Here is a 24,671-nt window from a genome sequence, read left to right on the forward strand (position 1 = left end):
GACGACACGGAAGGCGCCGCAGAGTAATGACGACGCCAGCACCTCTTGAAAGCACCCTAACAGATGTTTATAGTTATCGACACGTTTTCGATGACATCGATGGAGTAATCCGCAACTTCACGCCGCTTGCTCCTCCGCGACTTTGGAATGAGGCAGTGCAGGAATTCACGCGGTCCGCCGTGACGGAGATGCAAACCAAGAGCGAGCAGGAGGCCCGCTTCTATATGAGCACGCTCTCCGGTCTCGTCATCTGGTCCGTGAACATCGCCTGTCTTCCGTTGACGAGAGAGTCGGTTCTAATCGGGTCCAACATCGACGCGTACATCCGCAAGGGCGTATCGAACATCAGCCCGGTCACCCAGCGCCTTGTGAGACTCCGACTACTTCGCGTGAGCGCTCAGCTAGTTGACTACGACCCAGAACGTCGCGACGCCGGTCCGAAGTTCCGCGCTGAAACGTTTGCGCCGTATAAGCCGAGCGAGCTCGCCCGCTTCCGCAATCAGGGTGCCACCAGAAGCACAGCTGTCCGTCGCCACAACTGGATGACTTTGCTCGCCCTCGGCGCCGGATTCGCTCTGAACACCACCGAGATCATCGACCTCCCCGCTTCCCGAATTGAATCGACCCCGAATGGTCTCCACGTCCGCGTCGGGGGAAAGAAACCACGAACCGTGACATGCCTGGCGTCTTGGGAAGAGGACGTCCGACGGCTGCTGGAGTCGCCGCTCGCAGGCCAGCATCTTTTCCACAAGGACGAGCGACCGACGACTCCGGCGCTGTACGCCGCACGCTTCATCAACACGGTCGCGAACGAAGGAGCCGCATTCAAGGTCGAACGACTCCGATCCACGTGGATCGTCGAACACATCAACGCCAGAACACCCGTGTTCGCGCTCATGCACGCGCTCGGATCGAAATCTCTATCCTCGCTCGAGCGCCTCGAGCGTTTTGCCGCCGTTCCGGACGACGCAACGCTGACCGCCGCGTTCCGTATGGCACGAGCATGAAGTCGGGTTTGGGGCCGGTCGTCAGAACGGGGAAGAAGGCATCGGTCAAGGCAACGGTGAGAGTTGACACCGCATATCAGGAGTCGATCAAGGCCCTGTGGGCCGGGGTCCCGGACGGACGTTTCGTCGGGAACACCAGCGTCTTTCCTCACCAGCAAGTCCTTTTCATCGCGTCAATTATCGACAGCGCGGGCATAGCCATCCTCATCGACAAGTGGCAGGCGGAAGATGCCGTCGCGACTGTCAAGGGACCGGGCGGGCGACCGAGAACCGCGACGGTCACGACCCGGACTGCCCTCATCCTTCTGTTGCTCCTCACAGTCGAGCACTCGTCCCAGCTTGTCGACGAAATGGCGGTCGTCGCCATGTCCCGGCTGTCTCCCGAATCGGCGGCCTACCTGGGCCTCGACGGTGCCATGGCAGACGTCAACGGTGAGAGACGCAGCAAGTCGCAGTGGTACAGCCCGATCTACAGGTCGCTCCGCCGCGCCCTCGGCACCATCGACCCGAAACCTCACACCTCCACAAAGCGCGGCAAGTTCCCGACGAACAAGGAGGTCGACGAAATGAAGGAGCGTTGGACCGCCGACGAGCTCGGCGTGAAGCAGCGTCGATTGGAACGGGTGAACAACGACCTCCTCCAAGCGACGATCGACATGGTGCCCGAAGAGTACGCAAAGTTCTGGGAAGGCGACACCTGCATCGACGCGACCGTCGTCCCCGCCTATGGCAAACGCGGAGCACCGTTCGGCGGAACCCACGGTCCGAACGACCCGAGCGCCGGCTGGTACCGTCGCGATCACGACCACAACGTCGTCGAAGAAGGGTCGAAGAAGAGCATCAAGAAAGCCGTTTTCGGCTGGGATCTCACCATCGTCGTGCAGACCAACCACGAGCCGGACGAGATCGCGAGCTTCCCGAAACTGATCACCGGCATCGGCATGACCGTCCCGGCCACGAACCTCATTCGCACCGCCACCGACATCTACACGGACATATCCCGCCGCCAGCTCAAGGTAGGCCGTGTTGTCGGCGACCGCGGTTACGGCGCCTCGGCCAAAGCTGCCGACTTCCAGCTCCCCGTCCGCGCCCTCGGTCACACGATGGTGATGGACTACAAGACAGAGCAGCTCGGAAGAGGCAGCGGAGAAGAATACGCTGGCGCGATGCAGGTCGAAGGCGCTTGGTACTGCCCGTCGATGCGCGAAGACCTGGTCAACGCGACGATTCTCCTCCGCGCCGGCGAGATCGACGCGCACACGTGGCGTCTACGGATCGCCGAACGCCGCAACTACATGCTCAGGGCGAAAGAAAAGCCCGACGCTAAGGGCAGCGTCGCCATGATGTGCCCCGCTCGTGGCCCCGGCGCGACCGCGCGATGCCCCCTCGCCGAGGGTTGTTCCACCACCGAACTCAGCGACGGCGCCGTCACCATCGAGAACTACCCCGACGAGAACAGTCGCGGAGCGATCTGCACAAACAAGACCTCCGTCACGATCCCCGCGACGGCCGGCGCCAAACAAGCCCAAGACCTCCAATACGGAAGCGAACGATGGTCCCGCGAGTACGCGGTCGACCGCAACGGAATCGAAGGAACTAACGCCTACGCCAAAGACGGCGCGAAGGAAGACCTCGAGAACGCCGCCCGCAGACGCCTCCGCGGATACGCCGCACAGTTCCTCCTCATCACATTCACGGTCGCGACAGCAAACCTGCGCCGGATCCAAAGCTTCCGCGACAAGCAACTGCTCGCCAAATCAGCCGCAGACCAAGAAGTACGTATCGAACGTCAGAAAGCACGACGAGAAAAACGACGCAGCCGCGAAGATCGCATCGCTCCATGGGGCGAATTTTCGTTAGCTGAGCCGGACGATAAAGACGCCGCGCCTGTGAAGCCGAAGCGGACACGAACGCCCAAGCGTGTCGTGCCTCCGCCTCTCACCACGTAGCGCGCTGGGCGATCCCACTTCGATTCACCGTTTGAGAGGACTGTTCGGCGCGCCCTAACGCCGCCACTGGCAACACAGACGCCCTCCCCGGCCCACGCGAATGGCTGCTGACAGAGCACTGGTCCACAGATCAGCTGAAGTAACAACAAAAGGCCCCCGGTTTCCCGGGGGCCTTTTCGCTTTCTTGGGGTTTTGCAAACCATTGGTGCCGGTTATGCAATTGACCCCCTGTGCGCGAGGGGGGACTTGAACCCCCACGTCGTTTCCAACACACGGACCTGAACCGTGCGCGTCTACCAATTCCGCCACTCGCGCCAACCCAGTGAGATTATCACAGCGCGGAGGGGTCCGAGTGCGCGGCCGTCCTCCCCGGGTCCCAGGCGGCGTCATCCTCCGGGGGTAAAAAGTGAGCGTTCGCGGTGACTCCCAAGCCCACCAGCTAACATCGTCATATTCACTAGGTGCGGAAGAGGAAATCCTTGGGGCTTCTTGACAGCTTCGAACGAGGGCTTGAGCGGGCAGTCAATGGTGCCTTCGCCAAGACCTTCAAGAGCGGCGTGCAGCCCGTTGAGATCACGAGCGCGCTCCGACGCGAACTCGACACCAAGGCGGCAGTCGTCTCCCGCGACCGCATTCTCGTGCCCAACCGCTTCACCGTGCGCCTCGCGCCGATGGACTACGACCGCATGAACGCGATCGGCCCGGCGCTCATCGACGAGCTCACCCAGCTGGTGCAGCGCCACGCCGCAGCCCAGCACTACTCCTTTTCCGGCGGCATCTCCATCACGCTCGAGAACGTCCAGGGCCAGAGCGAGGGCATCATCGAGGTCACCTCGGTCAACGTGAAGGGCACCGTCGCCTGGACCCCCGTGCTCGATGTCGCCGGCAAGCGGTACCCCATCACCAAGTCACGTACCGTGATCGGACGCGGGTCGGATGCGGACATCACCGTCGACGACTCGAGCATCTCCCGCAAGCACGTCGAAGTGCTCTGGGACGGCAAGCGCGCCGAGGTCAACGACCTCGGATCCACCAACGGCTCCCTGCTCAACGGCAACCGCGTCGACCGGGCGCCGCTCGCCCCCGACTCGGTCATCGACATCGGTCGAACCCACATCGTCTTCCGCGTGCTTGCACAGGCGGCCGACGTAGACCAGTATTCTGATCTGCGCGATGACAGGGGCAACCGACGATGACGAGTGAACTGACCCTCTTCGTCCTCAAGGTCGCCTTCCTCGGCCTCATGTGGGCCTTCGTGTTCGCGGTCGTCTACGCGCTGCGCACCGACCTCTTCGGCCAGAAGGTGCGCAAACTGCCCGCCGGTGGCGATGTCGCGGCTCCCGCTCCCGCCCCGATGCCCATGGCTGCGGCGACCCCGGCCGTGCAGCGTGCTCCCGCCGCGGCATCCGTCTCGTCTTCCGGCGCCAGCCGTCTCGTCATCACGGGCGGCGCGAAGGAGGGACTCGAGATCCAGCTCCCGCCCGAGCAGCTCACCATCGGCCGGTCGAGCGATTCGGGCCTCGTGATTCGCGACGACTACACGTCGACCCACCACGCGCGCCTGCTCAACTGGAACGAGGGCTGGGTCATCCAAGACCTAGACTCAACGAATGGCACCTTCCTGGATGGCACACGGGTGATCGTGCCCACGCAGGTCCCCCTCAACACGCCAGTCACGATCGGCACAACCAGTTTCGAACTCCGGCGGTAGCGCGGTGGCCCCCGGCAAGAGCGCCGCGGTCTCCCATGTGGGGAAGATCCGCGCCAACAATCAGGACAGCGGCTACGCCGGTGAATACCTGTTCGTTGTTGCCGACGGGATGGGCGGCCACGCAGGCGGCGACGTCGCATCCGCCATCGCTGTAAAGCGCATCATCGAGACCGACCGTCAGTTCGTCTCCGGCAGCGACGCCGAGTTCGCGCTGCACACGGCTCTCACCGCCGCGAACGCGCAGCTCGCCGAGACGGTCTTCGACCACTCCGAGCTCACCGGAATGGGTACGACGGTGAGCGGGCTGATCCTCGTCAACGGCCAGGTGGTGATCGCCCACATCGGCGACTCCCGCATCTATCTGCTGCGGGAGGGCGAGCTCACCCAGGTCACCGCCGACCACACCTTCGTGCAGCGCCTCGTCGACAGCGGCCGCATCACCGAGGAGGAGGCCGCGGTGCACCCGCGCCGCTCCGTGCTGATGCGCGTTCTCGGCGACGTCGACGCCACACCCGAGATCGACACCTCGATCATGGCCACGCAGCCCGGCGACCGCTGGCTGCTCTGCTCCGACGGCCTCAGCAGCTACGTCTCGCACGACAAGATCTTCGCCGCGATGAGCACGATCGACGATGCGGACGCCGCCGCCGAGCGCCTCGTGAAAGAGGCCCTCGACCAGGGCGCCCCCGACAACGTCACCGTCGTGCTCGTCGACATCGACGAGTCGGGCACTTCGGCCCACGTGCCGCCGCTCACCGTCGGTTCTGCCGCCAGCCCGCTCGTCTTCGACGGCGACACCGCGCGCAAGCCGCTGCGACTTCCCGCGCTGCTGCTGCACCCGCTCAAGGTCACCAAGCCCGACGACTCGCACTTCGAACCGGAGTCTGACGGATATCTCGACGAGCTGATCCTCGAAGACCGGCGACGCGCCAAGCGCCGCAAGGTCATCTGGCTGGTGGGTCTGATCCTGATCATCCTCGCAACCCTGGCCGGTGCGTTCGCCGCGTACCAGTGGACGCAGACCCGGTTCTACGTGGGACAGAGCGAGGGCAACGTCGCGATCTTCCAGGGCGTGCAGCAGGGCATCGGGCCGATCAGCCTGTCCACCGTGTACCGCACCACCTCCATCGACCTCGACGACCTGCCGAGCTACATGCGCGACACCGTGGAAGCCACCATCAACACCTCCGATCTGAGCGATGCCGAGCGCATCGTCGACCAGCTGTCCGATGTCAGTTCCCAGTAGCCCCACCGCGCCCACCGCCGCGATCGGCCACCCGATCGAGGCGGGCCAACGCGCCACCTTCACGAACACGATCCGGCTGAAGCTGCGCGTGCCGGCGCGGCTGCGCAACCTCGAGCTGTTGCTGCTGATCTTCGCCAGTCTCATCAACGCGAGCGCCATCTGCCTCGTGCAGCTGGGTGCGCTCGGCGAGATCGACTCGAGTCTGCTCACCTTCGGCCTCGGCCTCGCCGTTCTGACCTTCGCGATGCACACCGTCATGCGTTTCGTGGCGCCCGACGCCGATCCGTTCATCCTCCCGGTGATAACGGTGCTCAACGGCCTCGGCATCGCCATGATCTACCGCCTCGACATCGCCGACGGCCTCACCGGCTGGGAGGCGGCGGGGATCCGGCAGATCGTCTGGACCGCGATCGCGATCATCCTCGCCATCGTCGTGCTGCTCGTCGTGCGCAACCACCGGGTGCTCCTCCGGTACCGCTTCGTGTCCATGTTCACGGGCATCGCACTGCTGCTGCTCCCGCTCCTTCCGTTCATCGGCTCCGAGCGCTTCGGCGCCCGCATCTGGATCGACGTCGGCCCCTTCTCGTTCCAGCCGGGCGAGCTCGGCAAGATCGCCCTCGCGATCTTCTTCGCCGGCTATCTCGTCACCGCGCGCGACTCGCTCTCAATGGTCGGTACCAAGTTCCTCGGCATGACCTTCCCGCGCGCCCGCGACCTCGGCCCCATCCTCATCGTCTTCGTCGCCTCGATGGGCGTCCTCATCTTCCAACGCGACCTCGGAACCTCGCTGCTCTACTTCGGGCTGTTCCTCGTGATGATCTACGTCGCAACGGGCAGGGCGAGCTGGATCATCCTCGGCCTCACCCTCTTCCTGGCGGGTGCTCTGGTCGCGAGCCAGACACTCAGCTACGTCAACGGGCGCTTCGCCGCCTGGCTCGACGCCTTCAACCCCGAGATCTTCGAGCAGAACGGCGGCAGCTACCAGCTGGTGCAGGGGCTCTTCGGCCTGGCGAGCGGCGGGCTGATCGGGTCCGGGCTCGGACAGGGCAGGCCGGCCATCGTGCCCCTCGCCGAGAGCGACTACATCATCGCCAGCCTGGGTGAGGAGCTCGGCCTCATCGGGCTCTTCGCGATTCTCGCGATGTACCTGCTGTTCGTCTCGCGCGGCTTCCGCATCGGGTTCGCCGGTCAGGACGACTTCGGTCGCCTTCTCGGCATCGGGCTCTCGTTCGTCATCGCCCTGCAGGTGTTCATCGTCGTGGGCGGTGTCACGCGGGTGATCCCGCTGACGGGACTGACAACGCCGTTCCTCGCGGCCGGCGGATCGTCGCTGGTCGCCAACTGGATCATCGCCGCGCTGCTGCTGCGGCTGTCCGACACTGTACGAAACCAACCGAGGGCGGTGATCGAAGAATGAACAAGGAACTCAAACGCGTCAGCATCGTCGTGCTGCTGATGTTCGTCGCGCTGTTCACCTCGAGCAGTGTCATCCAGGTCGTCGCGGCAGACGAGCTGCGGGCCGACGCCCGCAACACCCGCACGACGCTCGACAGCTTCTCGACCAAGCGCGGGCCGATCCTCGTCGACGGAGTGCCGATCGCCCAGTCCGACCCGGTCGACGGCGACGTGCCATACCAGCGCGTCTACTCCAACGGGCCGCTGTACGCGCCCGTCACCGGGTACTTCACCCTGAACCAGGGCACCACCGGCATCGAGGGCGCCCTCAACGACACCCTGAGCGGAACCTCCAACGCGCAGTTCTTCGACCAGATCAACCGGCTCTTCACCGGGGCGACGCCCACCGGCGACGCGGTCGAGCTCACCATCGACGGCGGCCTCCAGCAGGTGGCGTGGGACGCGCTCGGCGAGAACGCCGGCTCGGTCGTCGCCCTCGACCCGAAGACCGGCGCGATCCTCGCCATGGTGTCGAAGCCGTCGTTCGACCCCAACCTGCTCGCCGTGCACAACACGCCGCAGGTGCTCGAGACCTACGACGCCCTCACCGCAGACCCGGCCAAGCCCCTCGCCAACCGCGCGATAGCCGGCGACCTCTACACGCCCGGATCCGTGTTCAAGCTCGTCGTGGCATCCGCCGCCCTCGCGAGCGGCAGCTACACGGCCGACAGCGAGTTCCCGAACCCGCCCAGCCTCACCCTGCCCGGCAGCAGCTCGGTCATCACCAACTCCGAGGGCGGCGCCTGCGGCGGCGCGCCGACGGTGACGATCGCGACCGCGTTCCGGCTCTCCTGCAACATCCCCTTCGCCGAGCTCGGCCTGGCACTCGGCTACGACGCGATCGAGAAGCAGGCGGCCCTGTTCGGCTTCGGCTCGAGCATGGACGTGCCGATGAGCACCACCCCCAGCGTCTACCCGCAGACCGAGAGCGACGCCCAGCTGATGCTGTCGTCGTTCGGACAGGCCAGCGTGCGCGTGACGCCGCTGCAGATCGCCATGGTCTCCGCCGCGATCGCGAACGACGGGGCGCTGATGCAGCCCACGCTGATCGAGAGCATCCTTGCTCCCGACCTGACAGTCAAAGAGACCCTGCAGCCCACTGTCTACAACACTCCGATGACGAGCGAAACGGCGGAAACTATGACGCAGATGATGACCAGTGCGGTGTCCAACGGTGTCGGCGGAAATGCAAGAATTAGCGGAGTCAACGTTGCAGGCAAGACCGGCACAGCAGAGACCGGTCCGGGCGAGCCGTACACCCTCTGGTTCACAGGGTTTGCGCCAGCGGAAGATCCAGAAGTCGTCGTCGCGGTGGTCGTCGAGAACGGTGGTGGCCTCGGCCAGTCCGGGTTCGGAAATTCGGTCGCAGCTCCAATCGCAAAGAAAGTACTAGAGGCGGTGCTAAACAAATGAGACCCACCAGTGGCCTCACTTTCGGGGGCAGATACCAACTGTCGAGTCGCGTTGCGATCGGCGGTATGGGCGAAGTCTGGCAGGCGACCGACCTCGTCATCGGACGTACCGTCGCGATCAAGATCCTCAAGGACGAGTACCTCGGCGACCCCGGGTTCCTCGAGCGCTTCCGCGCCGAGGCGCGCCACGCCGCCCTCGTCAACCACGAGGGCATCGCCAATGTCTTCGACTACGGCGAAGAGGAGGGCAGCGCCTACCTCGTGATGGAGCTCGTCCCCGGCGAGGCGCTCAGCGCGATCCTCGAGCGCGAGCGCGTGCTGTCGACCGACCGCGTTCTCGACATCGTCGCGCAGACCTCCTCTGCACTCTCCGCCGCCCACGCAGCGGGGCTCGTGCACCGCGACATCAAGCCGGGCAACCTGCTCATCACACCCGACGGCCGCGTCAAGATCACCGACTTCGGAATCGCGCGCATCGCCGACCAGGTGCCGCTCACCGCGACCGGTCAGGTCATGGGCACCGTGCAGTACCTCTCGCCCGAACAGGCGAGCGGCCGCTCCGCGTCTCCCACCACCGACATCTACTCGCTCGGCATCGTCGCCTACGAGGCCCTCGCCGGCCGACGTCCGTTCACGGGCGAGTCGCAGGTGGCGATCGCGATGGCGCAGATCAACGAGACGCCCCCCGAGCTGCCGGTGACCATCTCCGAGCCGGTGCGCAACCTCGTGTACTCGTGCATCGCGAAGAACCCCGCCGACCGTCCCTCCTCGGCCGCGCATCTCGCACGCGCCGCCACGGCGCTGCGCCGCGGCGACGTGTCGGCGGCCGCCGTCGCCGTGCCCGGCATCCTGGGCAGCGGATCTCTCGCCGCGACCGCGGGCGCCAACTACGGCCAGACGCAGGCGACCACCCGTCTGCTCGATGCGACAGACCCGGCGACGACCGCCGCCATCCCGGAGCAGAGCTCCAAGCGCAACCCATGGATGTGGCCGCTCATCATCATCGTGTCGGTGCTCGCCGTCGCGCTCATCGCCGTGATCATCTCCCTCGTCGCGAGCCCCGACGACGAGAAGCCGGTCGAGACGCAGACGAAGACATCGTCGAGCGCTCCTCCGACGTCGGCTGCTCCCACCACCCCTTCCGCCGCGCCGCCCGTCGTCGTGAACGAGGCAGACCTCATCGGCGCCACCGAGTCGCAGGTGCGCGAGCGTCTCACCGCCGTCGGACTCCTGCTCGAGACCCGACTCGGCGACGCCGCACCGTCGGCCTCGGAGGTCGGACTCTCCTACGCCGTAAGCCCGACCGGACCGGTGCCCGCAAAGTCCACCGTCGCCGTCACCTTCTACGGTCCGGTCGCCGCACCGCCCACCGCCCCGCAGCCGTCGCCCGTCGCCGGCCCGCAGGGCGACCAGGTCGCCGGCACGACGGTGAACGTCTCGTGGTCGCAGTACGCGGGATGCCCCGCCGGTCACAACCTCACCGGATATACCTTCACGGTGGGCGGCGGCGGAACGATGGTCAGCCCTCCGGCCAACCCGGTCGGTGCCGGCGTGACCGCGATGTCGATCAAGCTGCCCGACAACCCGGGCACCGTGACCGTCAGCTACTTCGTCCAGTGCAGCGACATCCAGTCGCCCCCGTCGGCCGCCACGAACATCACGGTCGTAGCCGCACCGTAGGGCGGTTGCCAAGGTTCCAGCGGATACACTGACAGAGAAAATTAGCCAACCGGGAGATAGTTCGTGACTGAAGGCGTAGCCCAGACTGTACGCCTGCTCGCAGGCAGGTATCAGGTCGGCGACCTCATCGGCCGCGGCGGCATGGCCGACGTGCACGTCGGCACCGACTCCCGTCTCGGTCGGCGCGTGGCGATCAAGCTCCTCAAGCCCACGCTCGCCACCGACCCCGCCTTCCGCAGCCGCTTCCGACGCGAGGCGCAGGAAGCGGCCAAGATGGCGCATCCGACCATCGTCCGAATCTTCGACGCCGGCGAGGAGACCGTCGTCGAAGACGACGGTGCCGAGGTGCAGGTTCCGTTCATCATCATGGAGTTCGTCGACGGCCGACTGCTCAAGGACATGATCGCCGAGGGGCCGCTCGACCCCGCCGAAGCCGTGCGCATCATCTCGCAGGTGCTCACCGCCCTCGAGTACTCGCATCGTGCAGGAGTCGTGCACCGCGACGTCAAGCCTGGCAACATCATGGTGACCTCCAACGGCCAGGTGAAGGTCATGGACTTCGGCATCGCACGCGCGATCTCCGACTCCTCGGCGAGCATCGCCGAGACCAGCACCATCGTCGGCACGGCGCAGTATTTCTCCCCGGAGCAGGCGCGCGGCGAGGCAGTCGACGCCCGCACCGACCTGTACTCCACCGGCATCGTGCTCTTCGAGATGCTCACCGGTCGCGCCCCCTTCACGGGAGACAACCCGGTCGCCGTCGCGTACCAGCACGTCAACCAGCAGGCGCTGCCGCCGAGCGCCGCGAACCCGCGCGTCTCGCCAGCCCTCGACGCCGTCGTGCTGCGCGCCATGGCGAAAGACCGTTTCGAGCGCTTCCAGACCGCGGGAGAGTTCCGCATCGACGCGGAGACCGCGGCCCAGGGCGCGATCCCGGCCCGCAAGTCGACCAAGCCGGCCGACTTCAACGCCACCCTCTTCGGCGTCAACCCGAATGCCGTCGTCGGCACCGAGGCCACTTTCCGTCAGCTCAATGTCGACCAGAACGACCGCATCCCCCGCACGCAGAACCGGCCCCCCGTGGCCTGGATCTGGGGCGGAGTCGTCGTCATGATCGCGATGATCGTCGCGGTCGTGCTGTGGACCCTCAGCCTCACCGAGCAGTCGACGTCGTACACGCAGAACGTCGCCATCCCCGTTCCTACCGTCGTCGGCACGACGTGGGAAGAGGGCTCGGCCGCCATCACCGACGACAAGCTCGTCTCTGTGCGTGTCGACGAAGCGAGCGCCGAGTTCCCGGCCGGCGTCATCGTGCGCACCAAGCCGGAGGCCGGCGTCACCGTCAGCCCCGACCAGGAGATCACCGTCTACGTGTCGAGCGGCGCGGAGACCGTCAAGGTCCCGCAGATCGTCAACAAAGACCAGGCGGCAGCGGCGGCAGACCTCGTCGCCGCCGGCCTCACCGCCGGCGAGCCGACGCCCGCCTACTCGGCCAGTCTCAAGGCGGGCATCGTCGTGTCGTCGGTCCCGGCCCCCGGCGAGTCCGTCCCGCAGGGGACCGCCGTCGCTTTGACGGTCTCCAACGGCCTCGTGCAGATTCCGGATGTCGCGGGGCAGGACGTCGGTGCCGCGACGACCGCTCTCACCGCCATGCAGTTGACGGTCAGCACCGACCCCGACCGCGCGTGTTCCGGCGGCAAGGTCTCGGCCCAGTCGCTCAAGGGCGACGCTCCGCAGAAGTCCGCCGTCACCATCAAGTACTGCGCGAAGCCGTAACGGCCCGCGGAACGGTCAGTCGATCGTGACGAGCGGAGAGAGGCCCTTGGCCGTCTCTGCGGCCTCCGGCAGCCCGGCGACCGCGAGCCAGTTGCCCACCATGCGGTAGCCGCCTTCGGTGAGCACCGACTCCGGGTGGAACTGCACGCCGTAGATCGGCAGTTCGACGTGCTTGACGCCCATGATCACGCCGCCGTCGGTGCGCGACGTCACCTCGAGCTCGCTCGGTACCGTGCCGTCGACGATGGCCAGCGAGTGGTACCGGGTCGCACGGAACGGCTGGGGAACTCCCGAGTAGAAGCCGCTGTCGTCGTGCTCGATGAGCGACGTCTTGCCGTGCATGAGCTCGTCGGCGTGGGTCACGGTGGCGCCCATCGCCTCCGCGATCGCCTGATGGCCGAGGCAGACGCCGAACAGCGGCTGTCCCGACCGCATGGCGGCCTTCACGATCGGGATAGAGACACCCGCCGCAGCGGGTGTGCCGGGACCGGGAGAAAGCAGCACGGCGTCGAAGTCCGCAATGTAGGACGCCGCGTCATCCGCCCCGAAGGAATCGTTTCTCACCACGGTGGTCTCGGCGCCCAGCTGCAGCAGATAGCCGTTGAGCGTGTAGACAAAGCTGTCGTAGTTGTCGACAACGAGTACTCGGGTCATTCGCCTACCGTCACTTCCGGGGGTACAAAGAGTTCGTTCACGAGCGGGAACACCCAGACGACCAGGGCCGCGAGCACCGCCGCGACCACGACCGTCGCGGTGATGATCCGCACCCACAGGGGTCCGGGCAGAAGTCGCCACAGGGCTGCGTACATCAGTTGCCTCCTGCCTCTACGAGCGTAGCAATCTCGGCGGGCGGCCCGCCGGCGCGTGGGAACCAGGTCTCGAAGACGCCGTACGCGATCACGCGTTCCGCCGATGAGAAATACGGATGACAGCTGGTGAGAGTGATCACCCTGTCGGTCGCGGCCATTCCGGCGACCTGGGGAACGGGCTCGAGCACGCCGACGCCGGTCGGTCGCACATACTCCGTGCCGCGGTACACGTACTGGTACCAGCCGTCTTCGGTCTCGACGTAGATGCTGTCTCCGACGAGGAGGGTGTTGATGTCGTGGAAGGGTGCGCCGTAGGTGGTGCGGTGGGCGGCGATGGCGAAATTGCCCACCTCGCCCGGCATCTGCGTCTGCGGGTAGTGGCCGACACCCGTCTTGCGGTTGTTCAGCACGTTGAAGCCCACACCCTCGGCGATGGGCCGGCGGTAGTCCGCGCCGAGGCGGGGCACGATGAGGTTCGCGAACGACTCCGCCGTCGCGGGCCTCGCCGCGATCACGGGCTCGCCGGGGTCGACGGGGGCCGCTGGCGCCTCCGCCGTGGCGGTCGGGTCGGGGGTCGCGGCGACGTCGGGCGTCGACGTCGCGGGGGCGTCGTCCCACTTCTCGGCGAGCTCGTTCGCCGCGGAGGTCTGCTCTGCGCCGACGATGATGTCGTTGAGCCAGACCTGCCAACCGAGGAACAGCAGCACCAGCACCCCGGCGGTGACGAGGAGCTCGCCGAGCACTCCCACGAGCGACAGCTTCGCGCGGCGCGGACGGCGCGGCGCGGCCTCCTCGCGAAGGGGCTCGAGCTCGGACATCCCTTGAGTCTACGGCCCGGGTTCTCTGTATTCGCCTGCCAGCAGGGGCCCTACAACGGGGCCCGGCCGTTTCACGATAAGATTTTTGCCATGGCCCGCAGCGAACGCACGAAGACCGACCGCCCCGTCGAGGCACGCTCAGGCGAGCAGGCTCCCAACGCGGTGTGGTTCAAGCCCATCATGTTCGGCTTTATGTTGATCGGGCTGATCTGGATCATCGTCTTCTACGTGAGCGGCAGCACTCAGCTGCCCATCCCCTCGCTCGGGTCCGGCAACATCCTCGTGGGCTTCGGCATCATGTTCGTCGGCTTCCTGATGACGACACGCTGGCGCTAGAAACAGCGACTTCCGCCTGTTTTAAGGGCTAACTACACCGGTGTAATTATCCCCACTGTGAACAACCCTGTGGATAACTTCCCGGCTCGCCAGGCTAGACGGCGACGGCCACGATCGTCATAACGACGAGGGCCACCGCCACGCCCGCGACGGCGACCGCCTGAACGGTCCGCTGCTGTCTGCGCCGGGTCGCCGTGTAGATGGCGGCGACTCCGGCTCCCACGATCAGGCCGCCGAGGTGCGCCTGCCACGCGACTCCGGGAACGATGAACCCGAGAACCAGGTTCAGGCCGACGACGACGAGCAGCTGCATGCTGTTTCCGCCGAGACGGCGCTGGATGACGAAGAACGCGCCGAGCAGGCCGAAGATCGCACCGGATGCCCCGACGACGACGGATCCCGGCGAGAGCAGCAGCACCCCGACCGAGCCGCCGAGCGCAGCCAGCAGGTAGAGGGCGATGAAGCGCCCCCGGCCCACCAGGTTCTCGATGATCGGTCCGAAGATGAACAGCGAGAACATGTTGAACAGGATGTGCAGGATCGACGATGGCGAGTGCATAAAGGCCGAGGTGATCATGCGCCACGGCTCGGAGGCCGTGAGCGGCGGCCAGTAGGCGAGCGCTTGGTAGAGCGCCCCGCCCGACACCCAGGTGGCGAGGTAGAGCGCGAGGTTGATGCCGATGAGCGAGTACGTCACGACGGGCACTCCGCTCGTCGACCGCATCGACGAGCGGATGCGCGTCACGGCGACGGGCTTGACGCGCGGTGCGCTCTGCCTCGCCTCGCGAACGCACTCCGGACAGTGCACGCCGACGGCGGCCTGCGTCTGGCATTCCGAGCACACGGTGCGACCGCACCGCTGGCAGATGATGAAGCTCTGCCGGTCAGGATGCCGGTAGCAGAAGTTGTCCGGATTGCGTTCGGAATCCGTCACGCGCGGTGGTTCTAGACCTGCTCGACAGTGACGCTCTCGATGACGACGTCATTGAGCGGCTTGTCGCTGGCGTTCGTGGGGACGGCCTCGATCGCGTCGACGACGCGCTTCGACTCCTCGTCGGCGACGACGCCGAAGATGGTGTGCTTGCCCTGCAGCCACTGGGTGGGCACGGTCGTGATGAAGAACTGCGAGCCGTTGGTTCCCTTGCCCGCGCGCTTGCCGGCGTTGGCCATGGCGAGCACGTAAGGCTCGTTGAAGTTGAGCTCGGGGTGGATCTCGTCGTCGAACTCGTAGCCGGGGCCGCCGATGCCCTGGCCCAGCGGGTCGCCGCCCTGCAGCATGAACTGCTTGATGATGCGGTGGAAGATGATGCCGTCGTACAGCTTGTCGGTCGAGACCTTGCCCGTCGCCGGGTGAGTCCACTCCTTGGTTCCCGTCGCGAGGCCGACGAAGTTGTCGACGGTCTTGGGGGCGTGGTTACCGAGGAGGTTGACCTTGATGACGCCGAGATTGGTGGTGATGGTCGCTACCGCTGTATGCAAAGACATAGGCACAATTCTTGCATAGCCCATCTCTCGTTTCCCCGATAGCGCACAGACGCCTCTCAGGCCTAGGCGTTTCGCTGGGTAGAGTGGCGTGACAAGATTGAAAAGTTCGCTGCACAACACCGACGGAGGTTTTTCTATGGGACTGTCACGGAAGCGGCAGCGCGAGTTCACGCGTCTGAAGAAGCAGACCGAAGAACTCCTGCAGAGCCAGAAGGACGTGCTCGAGCACGCCGGCGGAGTAGTTCGAGAGGCGCGCCACCAGGCCGCGAACTACGCCCGCGAAGAAGTAACCCCCCGCGTCAAGGACGCCTATGAGTCGAACCTGAAGCCCGTGGTCGCCACCGGCATCACGGCGACGCAGACGGTGGCCTCGACCGCCAAGGACAAGATCGAGCACGAGGTGCTGCCCGCAGTGGCATCCGCCATCGCCTCGGCACTCGCCGTTCTCGACGCGGCGAAGAGCCCGCAGGTGCGCGACGCCATCCGTCGCGTCTCCTCCGGTACCGAGCAGGTGACCAAGAAGGTCTCCAAGAGCGCCGACAAGTTCGGCAAGAACGTCTCGAAGAACGCCATCGAGATCGGCCGCAAGGTCGGCGTCGTCGAGAAGCCGAAGAGCAGCGGACCCGGCAAGTACATTCTGATCGGGCTCGCCGCGGTGGCCGCGGCCGGCGTCGCCTACGCGATCTGGCAGACGCTGCGTGCCGACGACGATCTCTGGATCGACGACGACATCGACTCTGGCCCCGACACCCTCGAGGCAGACGCGGTAGGCGCCAACTAGGCGCCCGCACTGTTCGAAGGCCCGCTACGGCGGGCCTTCGTCAGTTAAGCGGCTGAGAAGGGCGCGCATGCCGGTAGTGCCGCCGGGCGGTGCCGCCGGATGCATCACGCGGCGCGCTGAGAGGTGGGTCGAGAACCGACACCGAGAGGAAACGAACTGTGGAGCCTAGGAGAATCGAACTCCTGACCTCCTGCTTGCAAAGCAGGCGCTCTACCAATTGAGCTAAGGCCCCGAAGGGATCAACTCGCCATGGACGAGTTGCAGTGGGGGTACCGGGATTTGAACCTGGGACCTCTTCATTATCAGTGAAGCGCTCTAACCAACTGAGCTATACCCCCGCGGGCAGATTCGAGAGTACCGCACCTGCGCCGGGAATCCCAATCGAGCGATGGCTCGCTCGAGTCGGGTTAGTTGTTCGTGAAGCCGACGAGCAGTCCGCCGGTGATTCTCACGCTGAAGTTGTACAGGACGCTCGTGATCGCGCCCAGAGCGGTGCCCACGACGATGTTGAGGATCGCCACGATCACTGCGAACAGCGACACCTGTGCGAGCGAGAAACTGTCGGTGATGCTGAAGTTCTCGTCGCCGAGGATCTCGACGAGGGTCTTGTCGAGGGTGGTGAAGATGCTGGTCGACTGCAGCACGAGGTAGATCATGATCGTCGCGACCACGAGCACGATGCCGAGAGACACCGCGACGAGGAACGAGAGCTTGACGGTCGACCAGAAGTCGACGTACACGAGCTTGAGCCGCACCTGCTTGGTGGCGACTGGTCGCTGCGTCTTTCGCTGCAGCTTTTCGGCGACGCTACTCATCTACTGACTCGTCCTCTCCAGCGACAGCGGTCACTGCCGGGATTTCTCCGACTAGGGGCTCGCCATCCTGATTAACTAGGTTGCGCTCGCTGTTCTTCGCGAGCGCGATGATTCTGTCATCCTCGGCGAAACGGGCGAAAACGACGCCCATCGTGTCCCTGCCCTTGGCGGGAACCTCGGCCACGGAGGAGCGTACCACCTTGCCGCTGGCAAGAACCACAAGCACTTCGTCGTCGTCCGAGACGATAAGGGCTCCTGCGAGGTCGCCTCTGGCCTCCTGCAGCTTCGCCACCTTGATGCCGAGGCCGCCGCGGCCCTGAACCCGGTACTCGTCGGTCGAGGTGCGCTTGGCGAAGCCGCCCTCGGTGACGACGAACACGAATCCGGCGTCGGTGACGACGGATGCGGAGAGAAGCTCGTCTCCCTCGCGGAAGTCCATACCCTTCACGCCCGACGTCGAGCGGCCCATGGGGCGCATCGCCGAGTCAGAGGCGGTGAACCGGATCGACATGCCCTTGTGGGAGACGAGCAGGACGTCCTGCGTCTCTTCTACGAGCATCGCAGAGACGAGCTCGTCTTCCTCGCGCAGGTTGATCGCGATGATCCCACCGGTGCGGTTCGTGTCGTACTCGGTGAGCGCCGTCTTCTTCACCAGGCCGCGACGGGTGGCGAGCACGAGATACTTCGCCGCCTGGTAGTCGGGGATGTCGAGGATCTGGGCGATCTCCTCGCCCGGCTGCAGCGCGAGCAGGTTCGCCACGTGCTGGCCCTTGGCGTCGCGTCCGGCCTCTTGCAGCTCGTACGCCTTCGCGCGGTAGACGCGTCCGGTGTTGGTGAAGAAGAGCAGCCAGTGGTGCGTCGTGGTGACGAAGAAGTGCTCGACCACGTCGTCTGCGCGCAGCTGGGCGCCCTTGACGCCCTTGCCGCCGCGGTGCTGGCTGCGGTAGTTGTCGCTGCGGGTGCGCTTGATGTAGCCGCCGCGCGTGACGGTGATCACCATCTCCTCTTCGGGGATGAGGTCTTCCATGCTCATGTCGCCGTCGAAGCCGAACATGATCTCGGTGCGGCGGTCGTCGCCGAAACGCTCGACGAGCTCGGTGAGCTCTTCGCTCACGATCTCCCGCTGGCGCGTCGGGGTGGCGAGGATGTGCTGGTATTCGGCGATCTTCGCCTCCCACTCCGCTGCCTCGTCGACGATCTTCTGTCGTTCGAGGGCCGCCAGGCGGCGAAGCTGCATGTCGAGGATGGCGCGTGCCTGGAGCTCGTCGATCGTGAGCAGTTCCATCAGGCCGTCGCGAGCCGTCTCGGTGTCGGCGCTGCGGCGGATGAGCGCGATGACCTCGTCGAGCGCGTCGAGCGCCTTGAGGTAGGCACGCAGGATGTGCATGCGCTCTTCGGCCTTCTTCAGGCGGAAGGTGGTGCGACGCACGATCACTTCGATCTGGTGATCGATCCAGTGCGTGATGAACCCGTCGAGAGGGAGGGTGCGCGGGATCCCGTCGACGATCGCGAGCATGTTCGCGCCGAAGTTGTCCTGCAGCTGCGTGTGCTTGTATAGGTTGTTGAGAACGACCTTGGCGACCGCGTCGCGCTTGAGCACGATGACGAGTCGCTGGCCGGTGCGGCCGGACGTCTCGTCGCGGATGTCGGCGATGCCGCCGATCTTTCCGTCCTTGACGAGCTCCGCGATCTTGAGCGCGAGGTTGTCGGGGTTTACCTGATACGGCAGCTCGGTGACGACGAGGCACGTGCGGCCCTGAAGCTCCTCGACGCTGACGACCGCGCGCATCGTGATCGAGCCGCGGCCCGTGCGGTAGGCGTCCTGGATACCCTTGACGCCGAGGATCTGGGCGCCGGTCGGAAAGTCGGGTCCCTTGATGCGCTGGATGAGCGCTTCGAGCAGCTCCTCACGCGGCGCCTCGGGGTTCTCGAGCGCCCAGAGGGCTCCGGATGCCACTTCCCGGAGGTTGTGTGGAGGGATGTTGGTCGCCATACCCACGGCGATGCCGACCGAGCCGTTGACGAGCAGGTTCGGGAAGCGCGCCGGCAGGATGAGCGGTTCCATCGTCTTGCCGTCGTAGTTGGGGATGAAGTCGACGGTCTCCTCGTCGATGTCCCGCACCATCTCCATGGCGAGCGGCGCCATCTTGGTCTCGGTGTACCGGGGGGCGGCCGCGCCGTCGTTGCCGGCCGAGCCGAAGTTGCCCTGCCCGAGCGCGAGCGGGTAGCGCAGGCTCCACGGCTGGACTAGTCGCACGAGTGCGTCGTAGATCGAGGAGTCGCCGTGCGGGTGGAACTGGCCCATGACCTCGCCGACGACGCGGGTGCACTTGTTGAAGCCCTTGTCGGGGCGGTAGCCGCCGTCGTACATCGCGTAGATCACACGTCGGTGCACGGGCTTGAGTCCGTCACGCACCTCGGGCAGCGCGCGGCCCACGATGACGCTCATCGCGTAGTCGAGGTAGGAGCGCTGCATCTCGAGCTGCAGGTCGACCTGGTCGACCTTGTCGTGACGCGTGTCGATCACGGCCTTCTCGAATGTGGGTTCGGGAGCGTCGGTGCCCTCGGTGGGGGTTGTTTCGTCAGCCATGCTGGATGTCCTTTACTCGGTCCCCGAGCTTGTCGAGGGGCCTGGATGTTCGGCGTCGGCCCCCTCGACAAGGTCGGGGACCGATGGAGAATTAGATGTCGAGGAAGCGCACGTCTTTCGCGTTGCGCTGGATGAAGTTGCGTCGCGACTCGACGTCTTCGCCCATGAGAGTGGAGAAGATCTCGTCGGCCGCGGCCGCGTCATCCAGAGTCACCTGCAGCAGCGTGCGGGTCGCGGGGTCCATGGTGGTCTCCCACAGCTCGCTGTAGTCCATCTCGCCCAGACCCTTGTAGCGCTGGATGCCGTTCTCCTTGGGGATGCGCTTGCCTGCCGCGAGGCCGAGCTCGAGCATTCCGTCGCGCTCCTTGTCGCTGTACACGAACTGGTGCTCGGCGTTGGTCCACTTGAGGCGGTACAGCGGCGGCTGGGCCAGGTACACGTAGCCGTGGTCGATCAGCGGTCGCATGTAGCGGAACAGCAGGGTGAGCAGCAGGGTGGTGATGTGCTGGCCGTCGACGTCGGCATCGGCCATCAGCACGATCTTGTGGTACCGGACCTTCTCGGGGTCGAAGTCCTCGCCTATGCCGGCGCCGAACGCGGTGATCATGGCCTGCACCTCGGCATTTCCCAGAGCGCGGTCGAGACGGGCCTTCTCGACGTTGAGGATCTTGCCTCGCAGCGGCAGGATCGCCTGGAACTGCGGGTCGCGTCCTTGAACGGCGGAGCCGCCTGCCGAGTCGCCCTCCACGATGTAGATCTCGGAGAGCGACGGGTCCTTCGATGAGCAGTCGCGCAGCTTTCCGGGCATTCCGCCCGACTCGAGGAGTCCCTTGCGGCGGGTCTGCTCGCGCGCCTTGCGGGCGGCGAGCCGCGCCTGGGAGGCCTGGATCGCCTTGCGGATGACGTCGCGCGCCTGCGTCGGGTTGCGGTCGAACCAGTCGCCCAGCTGCTGGCCGGCGACACGCTGCACGAACGCCTTGGCCTCGGTGTTGCCGAGCTTGGTCTTGGTCTGGCCCTCGAACTGCGGCTCCGCCAGCTTGACGGAGATGACGGCGGTCAGGCCCTCGCGAACATCGTCTCCGGAGAGGTTCTCGTCCTTCTCCTTGATGATGTTCTTCTCGCGTGCGTACTTGTTGACGAGCGTGGTCAGCGCGGCGCGGAAGCCCTCTTCGTGGGTGCCGCCCTCGTGGGTGTTGATGGTGTTCGCGTACGTGTGCACGCTCTCGGTGTAGGCGTTGGTCCACTGCATCGCGACCTCGAGCGAGATCTTGCGGTCGGTGTCCTCCGACTCGAACGCGATGATGTCGGGGTGGATAAGCTCGGCCTTCTTGGCCTTGTTGAGGTACTCGACGTAGTCGACGAGGCCTTTCTCGTACATGTAGCTCTCGACGACGTCTTCTTCGCCGCGCTCGTCGGTGAGCGTGATGCGGAGGCCCTTGTTGAGGAACGCCATCTGCTGGAAGCGCGCCCGCAGCGTCTCGTAGTCGAAATCGACGCTCTCGAACGTCTCGGCGCTCGGCCAGAAGGTCTGCTGCGTTCCGGTCTCGTCGGTCGCCTCGCCCTTTTCGAGCGGGGCGGTCGGCACGCCGTCTGCGAAGCTCATCCGCCATACGTGGCCCTGGCGACGGACCTCGGTCTCGACCCGGCTCGACAGCGCGTTCACAACGGAGATTCCGACACCGTGGAGTCCGCCGGAGACCGAGTAGCCGCCACCGCCGAACTTGCCGCCGGCGTGCAGGATCGTCATGACGACCTCGACGGTCGACTTCTGCTCCTGCTTGTTGATGTCTACGGGGATGCCGCGGCCGTTGTCGCGCACACGGATCGAGCCGTCTTTGCGCATTGCGATCTGGATCAGGTCGCAGTGACCGGCGAGGGCCTCATCCACAGAGTTATCCACAACCTCGTAGACGAGGTGATGGAGTCCGCGGGGGCCGGTCGAACCGATGTACATACCGGGACGCTTGCGAACGGCTTCGAGCCCCTCGAGAATCTGAATCTGGTCTGCGCCGTAGCTGTCGTCTTGCAGATCCTCGGTGGGAATTGTCGCCATCTGAAATTGTGCTCCTGCCGCGTAGATCGATCACGCCATTCGAGACTGTGGTCCCACAATGGGACGCACTCGACGGCTCGCCCAGTCTACCAAATCGCGACTCGCGCCGTGGTCTATACGGCCCTCTCGGGCGATTTCTGTGGAGGGGTGACCAGATTTGTCCACCTAGCCGTAAGTATCGCGCGGGCCCCGGCCTGGAATTGATCTGGGACCCCGTTTCCACGAAGGAGCGTTCGGCCCTTCGAAGCGAACCGACTGGATTTTGGCGTCCGGGTAGGTGAGAGCGATATGGGTGACGATTTGAGTTTTCATCAGCCGCAACTGCGTCGCCCACGCCGTCGAGTCGCACTGGATGGTGAGCACGCCGTCTTCGATTCCGACCGGAGTGGAGTGTTCGGCGGTCTCCTCGCCGGCGATCTGCACCCACGAGGCCACGAGGTCGGACTGCGCGAGCGGCGAGGTCCAGCCCATGTTGCTGGTGAGACCGTCGATGACGTCTGAGAGTCCGAGCGGGTCGCGTCCTGCTCCGAACGGGACGCTTGCCCCGTCGACCCGCTTCTCCCGCTTCTTCTGGTCGTTCGACTTGAAGGTCCCGGTTCCGAAAAGGCGGCGGAAGCGCAGGTACACCGCGCGGGCCTCGTCGTTCTCGCGGGGTTCCGGGGTCATGGCTGCTCCCCCTCGACGATTCGTCCTGAGCGGATGCGTACGATGTGTCCCGACAGCTCGGCCGGCACGTCGTCGAGCACCGCGGCCGTGATCAGCACCTGCTCGAAATCCCGGATGGCCGCGGCGAGCCTGCCGCGCCGCGATTCGTCGAGTTCGGCGAAGACGTCGTCGAGGATCAACACCGGATCGCCCGTCGACGACTCGCGACGAAGTACGGCGGCGGCCCCGAGTTTGAGCGACAGCGCGAACGACCACGACTCACCGTGGCTCGCATAACCGCGCGCCGGCAGGTCGTTGAGCCCGAGCACGAGATCGTCGCGATGCGGTCCCGCGAGAGTGATGCCCCGCTCGACCTCTGCGCGCCGAAGGCGCGCGAGCGCCGCGCGAAAATTTTTCTGGATCTCGTCGAGGTCCAGCGCGCCCGCACGCACCGCGCCCTGCTCGATCGTGGCCTCTTCGCTCGAATCGCTCGCGAGGATACTGAGGTAGCTGGCGAGCGACGCGTGGTGGTCGGCGCCGGCGATCGCGGCGTACGCGGCCGTGACCTCGGGCAGCAGTTCGGCGATGAGCGCGCTGCGAGCCTGGATGAGCTCGGATCCGAACTCTACGAGTCGCTCGTCCCAGATCTCGAGTGTGGAGAGCGAGTTCTCGCGCAACCCGGAGGCTCGCGCCGACTTCAGCAGCGAGTTGCGCTGTTTGAGCACACGCTCGTAGTCGACCATGACGCCGCTGAGACGGGGGAATCGCTGCACGAGCAGTTCGTCCATAAAGCGACGCCGCCCCGACGGCTCACCGCGCACGAGCGCCAGGTCTTCCGGAGCGAAGAGGATGCTCGAGAAGTACCGCGGCAGGTCGCGGGTCTTGATCGCCGAACGGTTGATCTGTGCGCGATTGGCGCCACTGCGGTTGATCTGCACCTCGGCCAGGATCTGGCGGTCGCTGTGCTCGAGTCGGGCCCGCACGATGGCGGCATCCTGGCCCGCCCGGACCATCGCGTGATCGGTGGAGACGCGATGGGATCCGAGCGTGCTCAGGAAGCCGAGTGCTTCGACCAGGTTGGTCTTGCCCTGGCCGTTGCTGCCCACGAAGACGTTCGCGCCCGTCACCAGTCCGAGGTCAACGGTTTCGTAGTTACGAAAGTCGGTGAGGTTCAGATGGGTGACGATCACGAGCGAGGTAGTGCTATTCCGCCTTGCGGACGGAGTGTCCGCCGAACTGGTTGCGCAACGCCGCGACGGCCTTCATCGACGGCGAGTCACCCTGGCGCGAGACGAAGCGTGCGAAGATCGCGGCGCTGATCGTGGGAACCGGAACGGCGTTGTTGAGCGCCTCTTCGACGGTCCAGCGACCCTCGCCGGAATCCTCGACGTAGCCCTCGATCTCCTTGAATTCGGGATCTTCCTTGAGCGCCTTGACGAGCAGCTCGAGCAGCCAGGAGCGCACGACGGTGCCGCGCTGCCAGGCTTCGAAGGTTCCGGTGACGTCCTTGATGATGTCCTTGCGGGTGTCGAGGAGCTCGTATCCCTCGGCCCACGCCTGCATGAGTGCGTACTCGATGCCGTTGTGCACCATCTTCGCGTAATGGCCGGCGCCGATCTCACCGGTGTGCACGAAGCCCTCGGCCCGCGGTCCCTCGGGACGGAGCGCGTCGAAGATCGGCATTGCGCGCTCGACGTCGGCCGCGTTACCGCCGACCATCAGGCCGTAGCCGTTCTCGAGGCCCCAGACGCCGCCCGAGACTCCGGCGTCGACGTAGTTGATGCCCTTCTCGGCGAGGAGTGCCGAGTGCTTGAAGTCCTCGGTGAACCGGGAGTTGCCGCCCTCGATCACGAGGTCGCCCTCAGACAGCACTCCCGCGAGCTCGGTGATCACGTCGGTCGTGATCTTTCCCGACGGAACCATGACCCAGACGATGCGTGGCGCAGGCAGGGCGGCCGCGAGCTCAGTGAGGTTCGCAACATCCGACACTGCGGGGTTCGGGTCGTAACCCGTGACCTCGATCTCGCCCTTTCTCAGGCGAGCGCGCATGTTGTTGCCCATCTTGCCGAGTCCAATGAGCCCAATATGCATAGAAAATATCCT

At 65.6% G+C, this 24,671-nt stretch carries 22 protein-coding genes and 3 tRNA genes; 11 read left to right on the top strand and 14 right to left on the bottom strand.

From position 1 onward, the window contains the following. The first annotated feature begins 26 nt into the window (after nucleotides 1-26). Nucleotides 27-1,007: a hypothetical protein gene (locus ABIE21_RS16445; RefSeq protein WP_354025938.1), complete on the top strand. Its 981-nt coding sequence runs from the start codon at nucleotides 27-29 to the stop codon at nucleotides 1,005-1,007. After that, a complete protein-coding gene (locus tag ABIE21_RS16450; protein ID WP_354025939.1) occupies nucleotides 1,004-2,956 on the top strand; it encodes a hypothetical protein in 1,953 nt (650 codons plus the stop codon). Before ABIE21_RS16445 ends, ABIE21_RS16450 begins: the two co-directional genes overlap by 4 nt. 231 nt (nucleotides 2,957-3,187) lie before the next feature. Here the strand turns inward: ABIE21_RS16450 and ABIE21_RS16455 are convergent. Continuing rightward, nucleotides 3,188-3,271, bottom strand: a tRNA-Leu gene (locus tag ABIE21_RS16455). Between the two features lie 164 nt (nucleotides 3,272-3,435). Between ABIE21_RS16455 and ABIE21_RS16460 the strand changes: the two genes are divergently transcribed. The 7 genes from ABIE21_RS16460 to pknB all read left to right on the top strand — a co-directional run bounded on the left by ABIE21_RS16460 (nucleotide 3,436) and on the right by pknB (nucleotide 12,236). Next, nucleotides 3,436-4,152 carry a DUF3662 and FHA domain-containing protein gene (locus ABIE21_RS16460; RefSeq protein WP_354025940.1) on the top strand — a complete coding sequence of 239 codons (717 nt, stop codon included), beginning with the start codon at nucleotides 3,436-3,438 and terminating at the stop codon, nucleotides 4,150-4,152. Then, nucleotides 4,149-4,667, top strand: a complete 519-nt coding sequence (locus tag ABIE21_RS16465) for an FHA domain-containing protein FhaB/FipA (RefSeq protein ID WP_354025941.1) — start codon at nucleotides 4,149-4,151, stop codon at nucleotides 4,665-4,667. Before ABIE21_RS16460 ends, ABIE21_RS16465 begins: the two co-directional genes overlap by 4 nt. Nucleotides 4,668-4,671: 4 nt before the next feature. Then, nucleotides 4,672-5,913 carry a Stp1/IreP family PP2C-type Ser/Thr phosphatase gene (locus tag ABIE21_RS16470; RefSeq protein WP_354025942.1) on the top strand — a complete coding sequence of 414 codons (1,242 nt, stop codon included), beginning with the start codon at nucleotides 4,672-4,674 and terminating at the stop codon, nucleotides 5,911-5,913. Further along, nucleotides 5,897-7,330 (top strand): FtsW/RodA/SpoVE family cell cycle protein, encoded by a 1,434-nt coding sequence (locus ABIE21_RS16475; RefSeq protein WP_354025943.1) that lies wholly within the window; start codon nucleotides 5,897-5,899, stop codon nucleotides 7,328-7,330. Before ABIE21_RS16470 ends, ABIE21_RS16475 begins: the two co-directional genes overlap by 17 nt. Beyond that, nucleotides 7,327-8,781, top strand: a complete 1,455-nt coding sequence (locus tag ABIE21_RS16480) for a peptidoglycan D,D-transpeptidase FtsI family protein (RefSeq protein ID WP_354025944.1) — start codon at nucleotides 7,327-7,329, stop codon at nucleotides 8,779-8,781. The genes ABIE21_RS16475 and ABIE21_RS16480 overlap by 4 nt, the downstream gene beginning before the upstream one ends. Continuing rightward, nucleotides 8,778-10,460, top strand: a complete 1,683-nt coding sequence (locus ABIE21_RS16485) for a protein kinase domain-containing protein (RefSeq protein ID WP_354025945.1) — start codon at nucleotides 8,778-8,780, stop codon at nucleotides 10,458-10,460. The genes ABIE21_RS16480 and ABIE21_RS16485 overlap by 4 nt, the downstream gene beginning before the upstream one ends. Before the next feature lie 63 nt (nucleotides 10,461-10,523). Beyond that, nucleotides 10,524-12,236 (top strand): Stk1 family PASTA domain-containing Ser/Thr kinase, encoded by a 1,713-nt coding sequence (gene pknB / locus ABIE21_RS16490; protein ID WP_354025946.1) that lies wholly within the window; start codon nucleotides 10,524-10,526, stop codon nucleotides 12,234-12,236. 15 nt (nucleotides 12,237-12,251) lie between these two features. Here the strand turns inward: pknB and ABIE21_RS16495 are convergent, their stop codons facing one another. Genes ABIE21_RS16495 through ABIE21_RS16505 form a run of 3 tightly spaced genes read right to left on the bottom strand, consistent with a single transcriptional unit; the run spans nucleotide 12,252 to nucleotide 13,863 of the window. After that, nucleotides 12,252-12,890, bottom strand: a complete 639-nt coding sequence (locus ABIE21_RS16495; RefSeq protein WP_354025947.1) for an anthranilate synthase component II — start codon at nucleotides 12,888-12,890, stop codon at nucleotides 12,252-12,254. Beyond that, a complete protein-coding gene (locus ABIE21_RS16500; RefSeq protein WP_354025948.1) occupies nucleotides 12,887-13,045 on the bottom strand; it encodes a hypothetical protein in 159 nt (52 codons plus the stop codon). The genes ABIE21_RS16495 and ABIE21_RS16500 overlap by 4 nt, the downstream gene beginning before the upstream one ends. After that, nucleotides 13,045-13,863 carry a class E sortase gene (locus ABIE21_RS16505; RefSeq protein ID WP_354025949.1) on the bottom strand — a complete coding sequence of 273 codons (819 nt, stop codon included), beginning with the start codon at nucleotides 13,861-13,863 and terminating at the stop codon, nucleotides 13,045-13,047. The genes ABIE21_RS16500 and ABIE21_RS16505 overlap by 1 nt, the downstream gene beginning before the upstream one ends. Before the next feature lie 90 nt (nucleotides 13,864-13,953). Between ABIE21_RS16505 and ABIE21_RS16510 the strand changes: the two genes are divergently transcribed. Beyond that, the gene (locus tag ABIE21_RS16510; RefSeq protein WP_354025950.1) at nucleotides 13,954-14,199 is read left to right on the top strand and encodes a cell division protein CrgA; all 246 of its coding nucleotides are present in this window, start codon (nucleotides 13,954-13,956) and stop codon (nucleotides 14,197-14,199) included. A 94-nt stretch (nucleotides 14,200-14,293) separates the two neighbouring features. Here the strand turns inward: ABIE21_RS16510 and ABIE21_RS16515 are convergent, their stop codons facing one another. Both ABIE21_RS16515 and ABIE21_RS16520 read right to left on the bottom strand, forming a co-directional pair. Next, nucleotides 14,294-15,133 (bottom strand): rhomboid family intramembrane serine protease, encoded by an 840-nt coding sequence (locus ABIE21_RS16515; RefSeq protein ID WP_354025951.1) that lies wholly within the window; start codon nucleotides 15,131-15,133, stop codon nucleotides 14,294-14,296. A gap of 11 nt (nucleotides 15,134-15,144) precedes the next feature. Beyond that, on the bottom strand, nucleotides 15,145-15,684 hold the full coding sequence (locus ABIE21_RS16520) for a peptidylprolyl isomerase (RefSeq protein WP_354025952.1): 540 nt from the start codon (nucleotides 15,682-15,684) through the stop codon (nucleotides 15,145-15,147). Between the two features lie 136 nt (nucleotides 15,685-15,820). Here ABIE21_RS16520 and ABIE21_RS16525 point away from each other — a divergent pair, with 136 nt between their 5' ends. Beyond that, complete coding sequence (locus ABIE21_RS16525; RefSeq protein WP_354025953.1) at nucleotides 15,821-16,465, top strand: hypothetical protein; 645 nt, start codon at nucleotides 15,821-15,823, stop codon at nucleotides 16,463-16,465. A 159-nt stretch (nucleotides 16,466-16,624) separates the two neighbouring features. Here the strand turns inward: ABIE21_RS16525 and ABIE21_RS16530 are convergent. The 8 genes from ABIE21_RS16530 to gnd form a co-directional block, all read right to left on the bottom strand. Then, nucleotides 16,625-16,697, bottom strand: a tRNA-Ala gene (locus ABIE21_RS16530). A gap of 32 nt (nucleotides 16,698-16,729) precedes the next feature. Then, nucleotides 16,730-16,803 (bottom strand) — tRNA-Ile (locus tag ABIE21_RS16535). A gap of 69 nt (nucleotides 16,804-16,872) precedes the next feature. Then, on the bottom strand, nucleotides 16,873-17,280 hold the full coding sequence (locus tag ABIE21_RS16540) for a DUF3566 domain-containing protein (RefSeq protein ID WP_354025954.1): 408 nt from the start codon (nucleotides 17,278-17,280) through the stop codon (nucleotides 16,873-16,875). Further along, on the bottom strand, nucleotides 17,273-19,870 hold the full coding sequence (gene gyrA / locus ABIE21_RS16545) for a DNA gyrase subunit A (RefSeq protein WP_354025955.1): 2,598 nt from the start codon (nucleotides 19,868-19,870) through the stop codon (nucleotides 17,273-17,275). Before gyrA ends, ABIE21_RS16540 begins: the two co-directional genes overlap by 8 nt. Nucleotides 19,871-19,961: 91 nt before the next feature. Then, on the bottom strand, nucleotides 19,962-21,923 hold the full coding sequence (gene gyrB, locus ABIE21_RS16550) for a DNA topoisomerase (ATP-hydrolyzing) subunit B (RefSeq protein ID WP_354025956.1): 1,962 nt from the start codon (nucleotides 21,921-21,923) through the stop codon (nucleotides 19,962-19,964). Nucleotides 21,924-22,088: 165 nt separating this feature from the next. Continuing rightward, nucleotides 22,089-22,589: a DUF721 domain-containing protein gene (locus ABIE21_RS16555; RefSeq protein ID WP_354025957.1), complete on the bottom strand. Its 501-nt coding sequence runs from the start codon at nucleotides 22,587-22,589 to the stop codon at nucleotides 22,089-22,091. Beyond that, nucleotides 22,586-23,758, bottom strand: coding sequence for a DNA replication/repair protein RecF (gene recF / locus ABIE21_RS16560; RefSeq protein WP_354025958.1), 1,173 nt, complete (start codon nucleotides 23,756-23,758; stop codon nucleotides 22,586-22,588). The genes ABIE21_RS16555 and recF overlap by 4 nt, the downstream gene beginning before the upstream one ends. A 13-nt stretch (nucleotides 23,759-23,771) precedes the next feature. Beyond that, a complete protein-coding gene (gnd, locus tag ABIE21_RS16565) occupies nucleotides 23,772-24,668 on the bottom strand; it encodes a phosphogluconate dehydrogenase (NAD(+)-dependent, decarboxylating) (protein ID WP_354026200.1) in 897 nt (298 codons plus the stop codon). Nucleotides 24,669-24,671 lie beyond the last annotated feature (3 nt).

The sequence above is a fragment of the Conyzicola nivalis genome, assembly GCF_040548875.1.
GTDB lineage: Bacteria > Actinomycetota > Actinomycetes > Actinomycetales > Microbacteriaceae > Conyzicola > Conyzicola nivalis_A.

Bases quoted from the DNA above. Each gene is read 5' to 3' on its own strand.
- ABIE21_RS16445 (WP_354025938.1), top strand. From the start codon at position 27: ATGACGACGCCAGCACCTCTTGAAAGCACCCTAACAGATGTTTATAGT.
- ABIE21_RS16540 (WP_354025954.1), bottom strand. From the start codon at position 17,280: ATGAGTAGCGTCGCCGAAAAGCTGCAGCGAAAGACGCAGCGACCAGTC.
- ABIE21_RS16555 (WP_354025957.1), bottom strand. From the start codon at position 22,589: ATGACCCCGGAACCCCGCGAGAACGACGAGGCCCGCGCGGTGTACCTG.
- ABIE21_RS16475 (WP_354025943.1), top strand. From the start codon at position 5,897: ATGTCAGTTCCCAGTAGCCCCACCGCGCCCACCGCCGCGATCGGCCAC.
- ABIE21_RS16505 (WP_354025949.1), bottom strand. From the start codon at position 13,863: ATGTCCGAGCTCGAGCCCCTTCGCGAGGAGGCCGCGCCGCGCCGTCCG.
- ABIE21_RS16520 (WP_354025952.1), bottom strand. From the start codon at position 15,684: ATGTCTTTGCATACAGCGGTAGCGACCATCACCACCAATCTCGGCGTC.
- ABIE21_RS16510 (WP_354025950.1), top strand. From the start codon at position 13,954: ATGGCCCGCAGCGAACGCACGAAGACCGACCGCCCCGTCGAGGCACGC.
- ABIE21_RS16485 (WP_354025945.1), top strand. From the start codon at position 8,778: ATGAGACCCACCAGTGGCCTCACTTTCGGGGGCAGATACCAACTGTCG.
- gyrA (WP_354025955.1), bottom strand. From the start codon at position 19,870: ATGGCTGACGAAACAACCCCCACCGAGGGCACCGACGCTCCCGAACCC.
- ABIE21_RS16465 (WP_354025941.1), top strand. From the start codon at position 4,149: ATGACGAGTGAACTGACCCTCTTCGTCCTCAAGGTCGCCTTCCTCGGC.
- gyrB (WP_354025956.1), bottom strand. From the start codon at position 21,923: ATGGCGACAATTCCCACCGAGGATCTGCAAGACGACAGCTACGGCGCA.
- ABIE21_RS16495 (WP_354025947.1), bottom strand. From the start codon at position 12,890: ATGACCCGAGTACTCGTTGTCGACAACTACGACAGCTTTGTCTACACG.
- ABIE21_RS16500 (WP_354025948.1), bottom strand. From the start codon at position 13,045: ATGTACGCAGCCCTGTGGCGACTTCTGCCCGGACCCCTGTGGGTGCGG.
- ABIE21_RS16525 (WP_354025953.1), top strand. From the start codon at position 15,821: ATGGGACTGTCACGGAAGCGGCAGCGCGAGTTCACGCGTCTGAAGAAG.
- ABIE21_RS16480 (WP_354025944.1), top strand. From the start codon at position 7,327: ATGAACAAGGAACTCAAACGCGTCAGCATCGTCGTGCTGCTGATGTTC.
- ABIE21_RS16450 (WP_354025939.1), top strand. From the start codon at position 1,004: ATGAAGTCGGGTTTGGGGCCGGTCGTCAGAACGGGGAAGAAGGCATCG.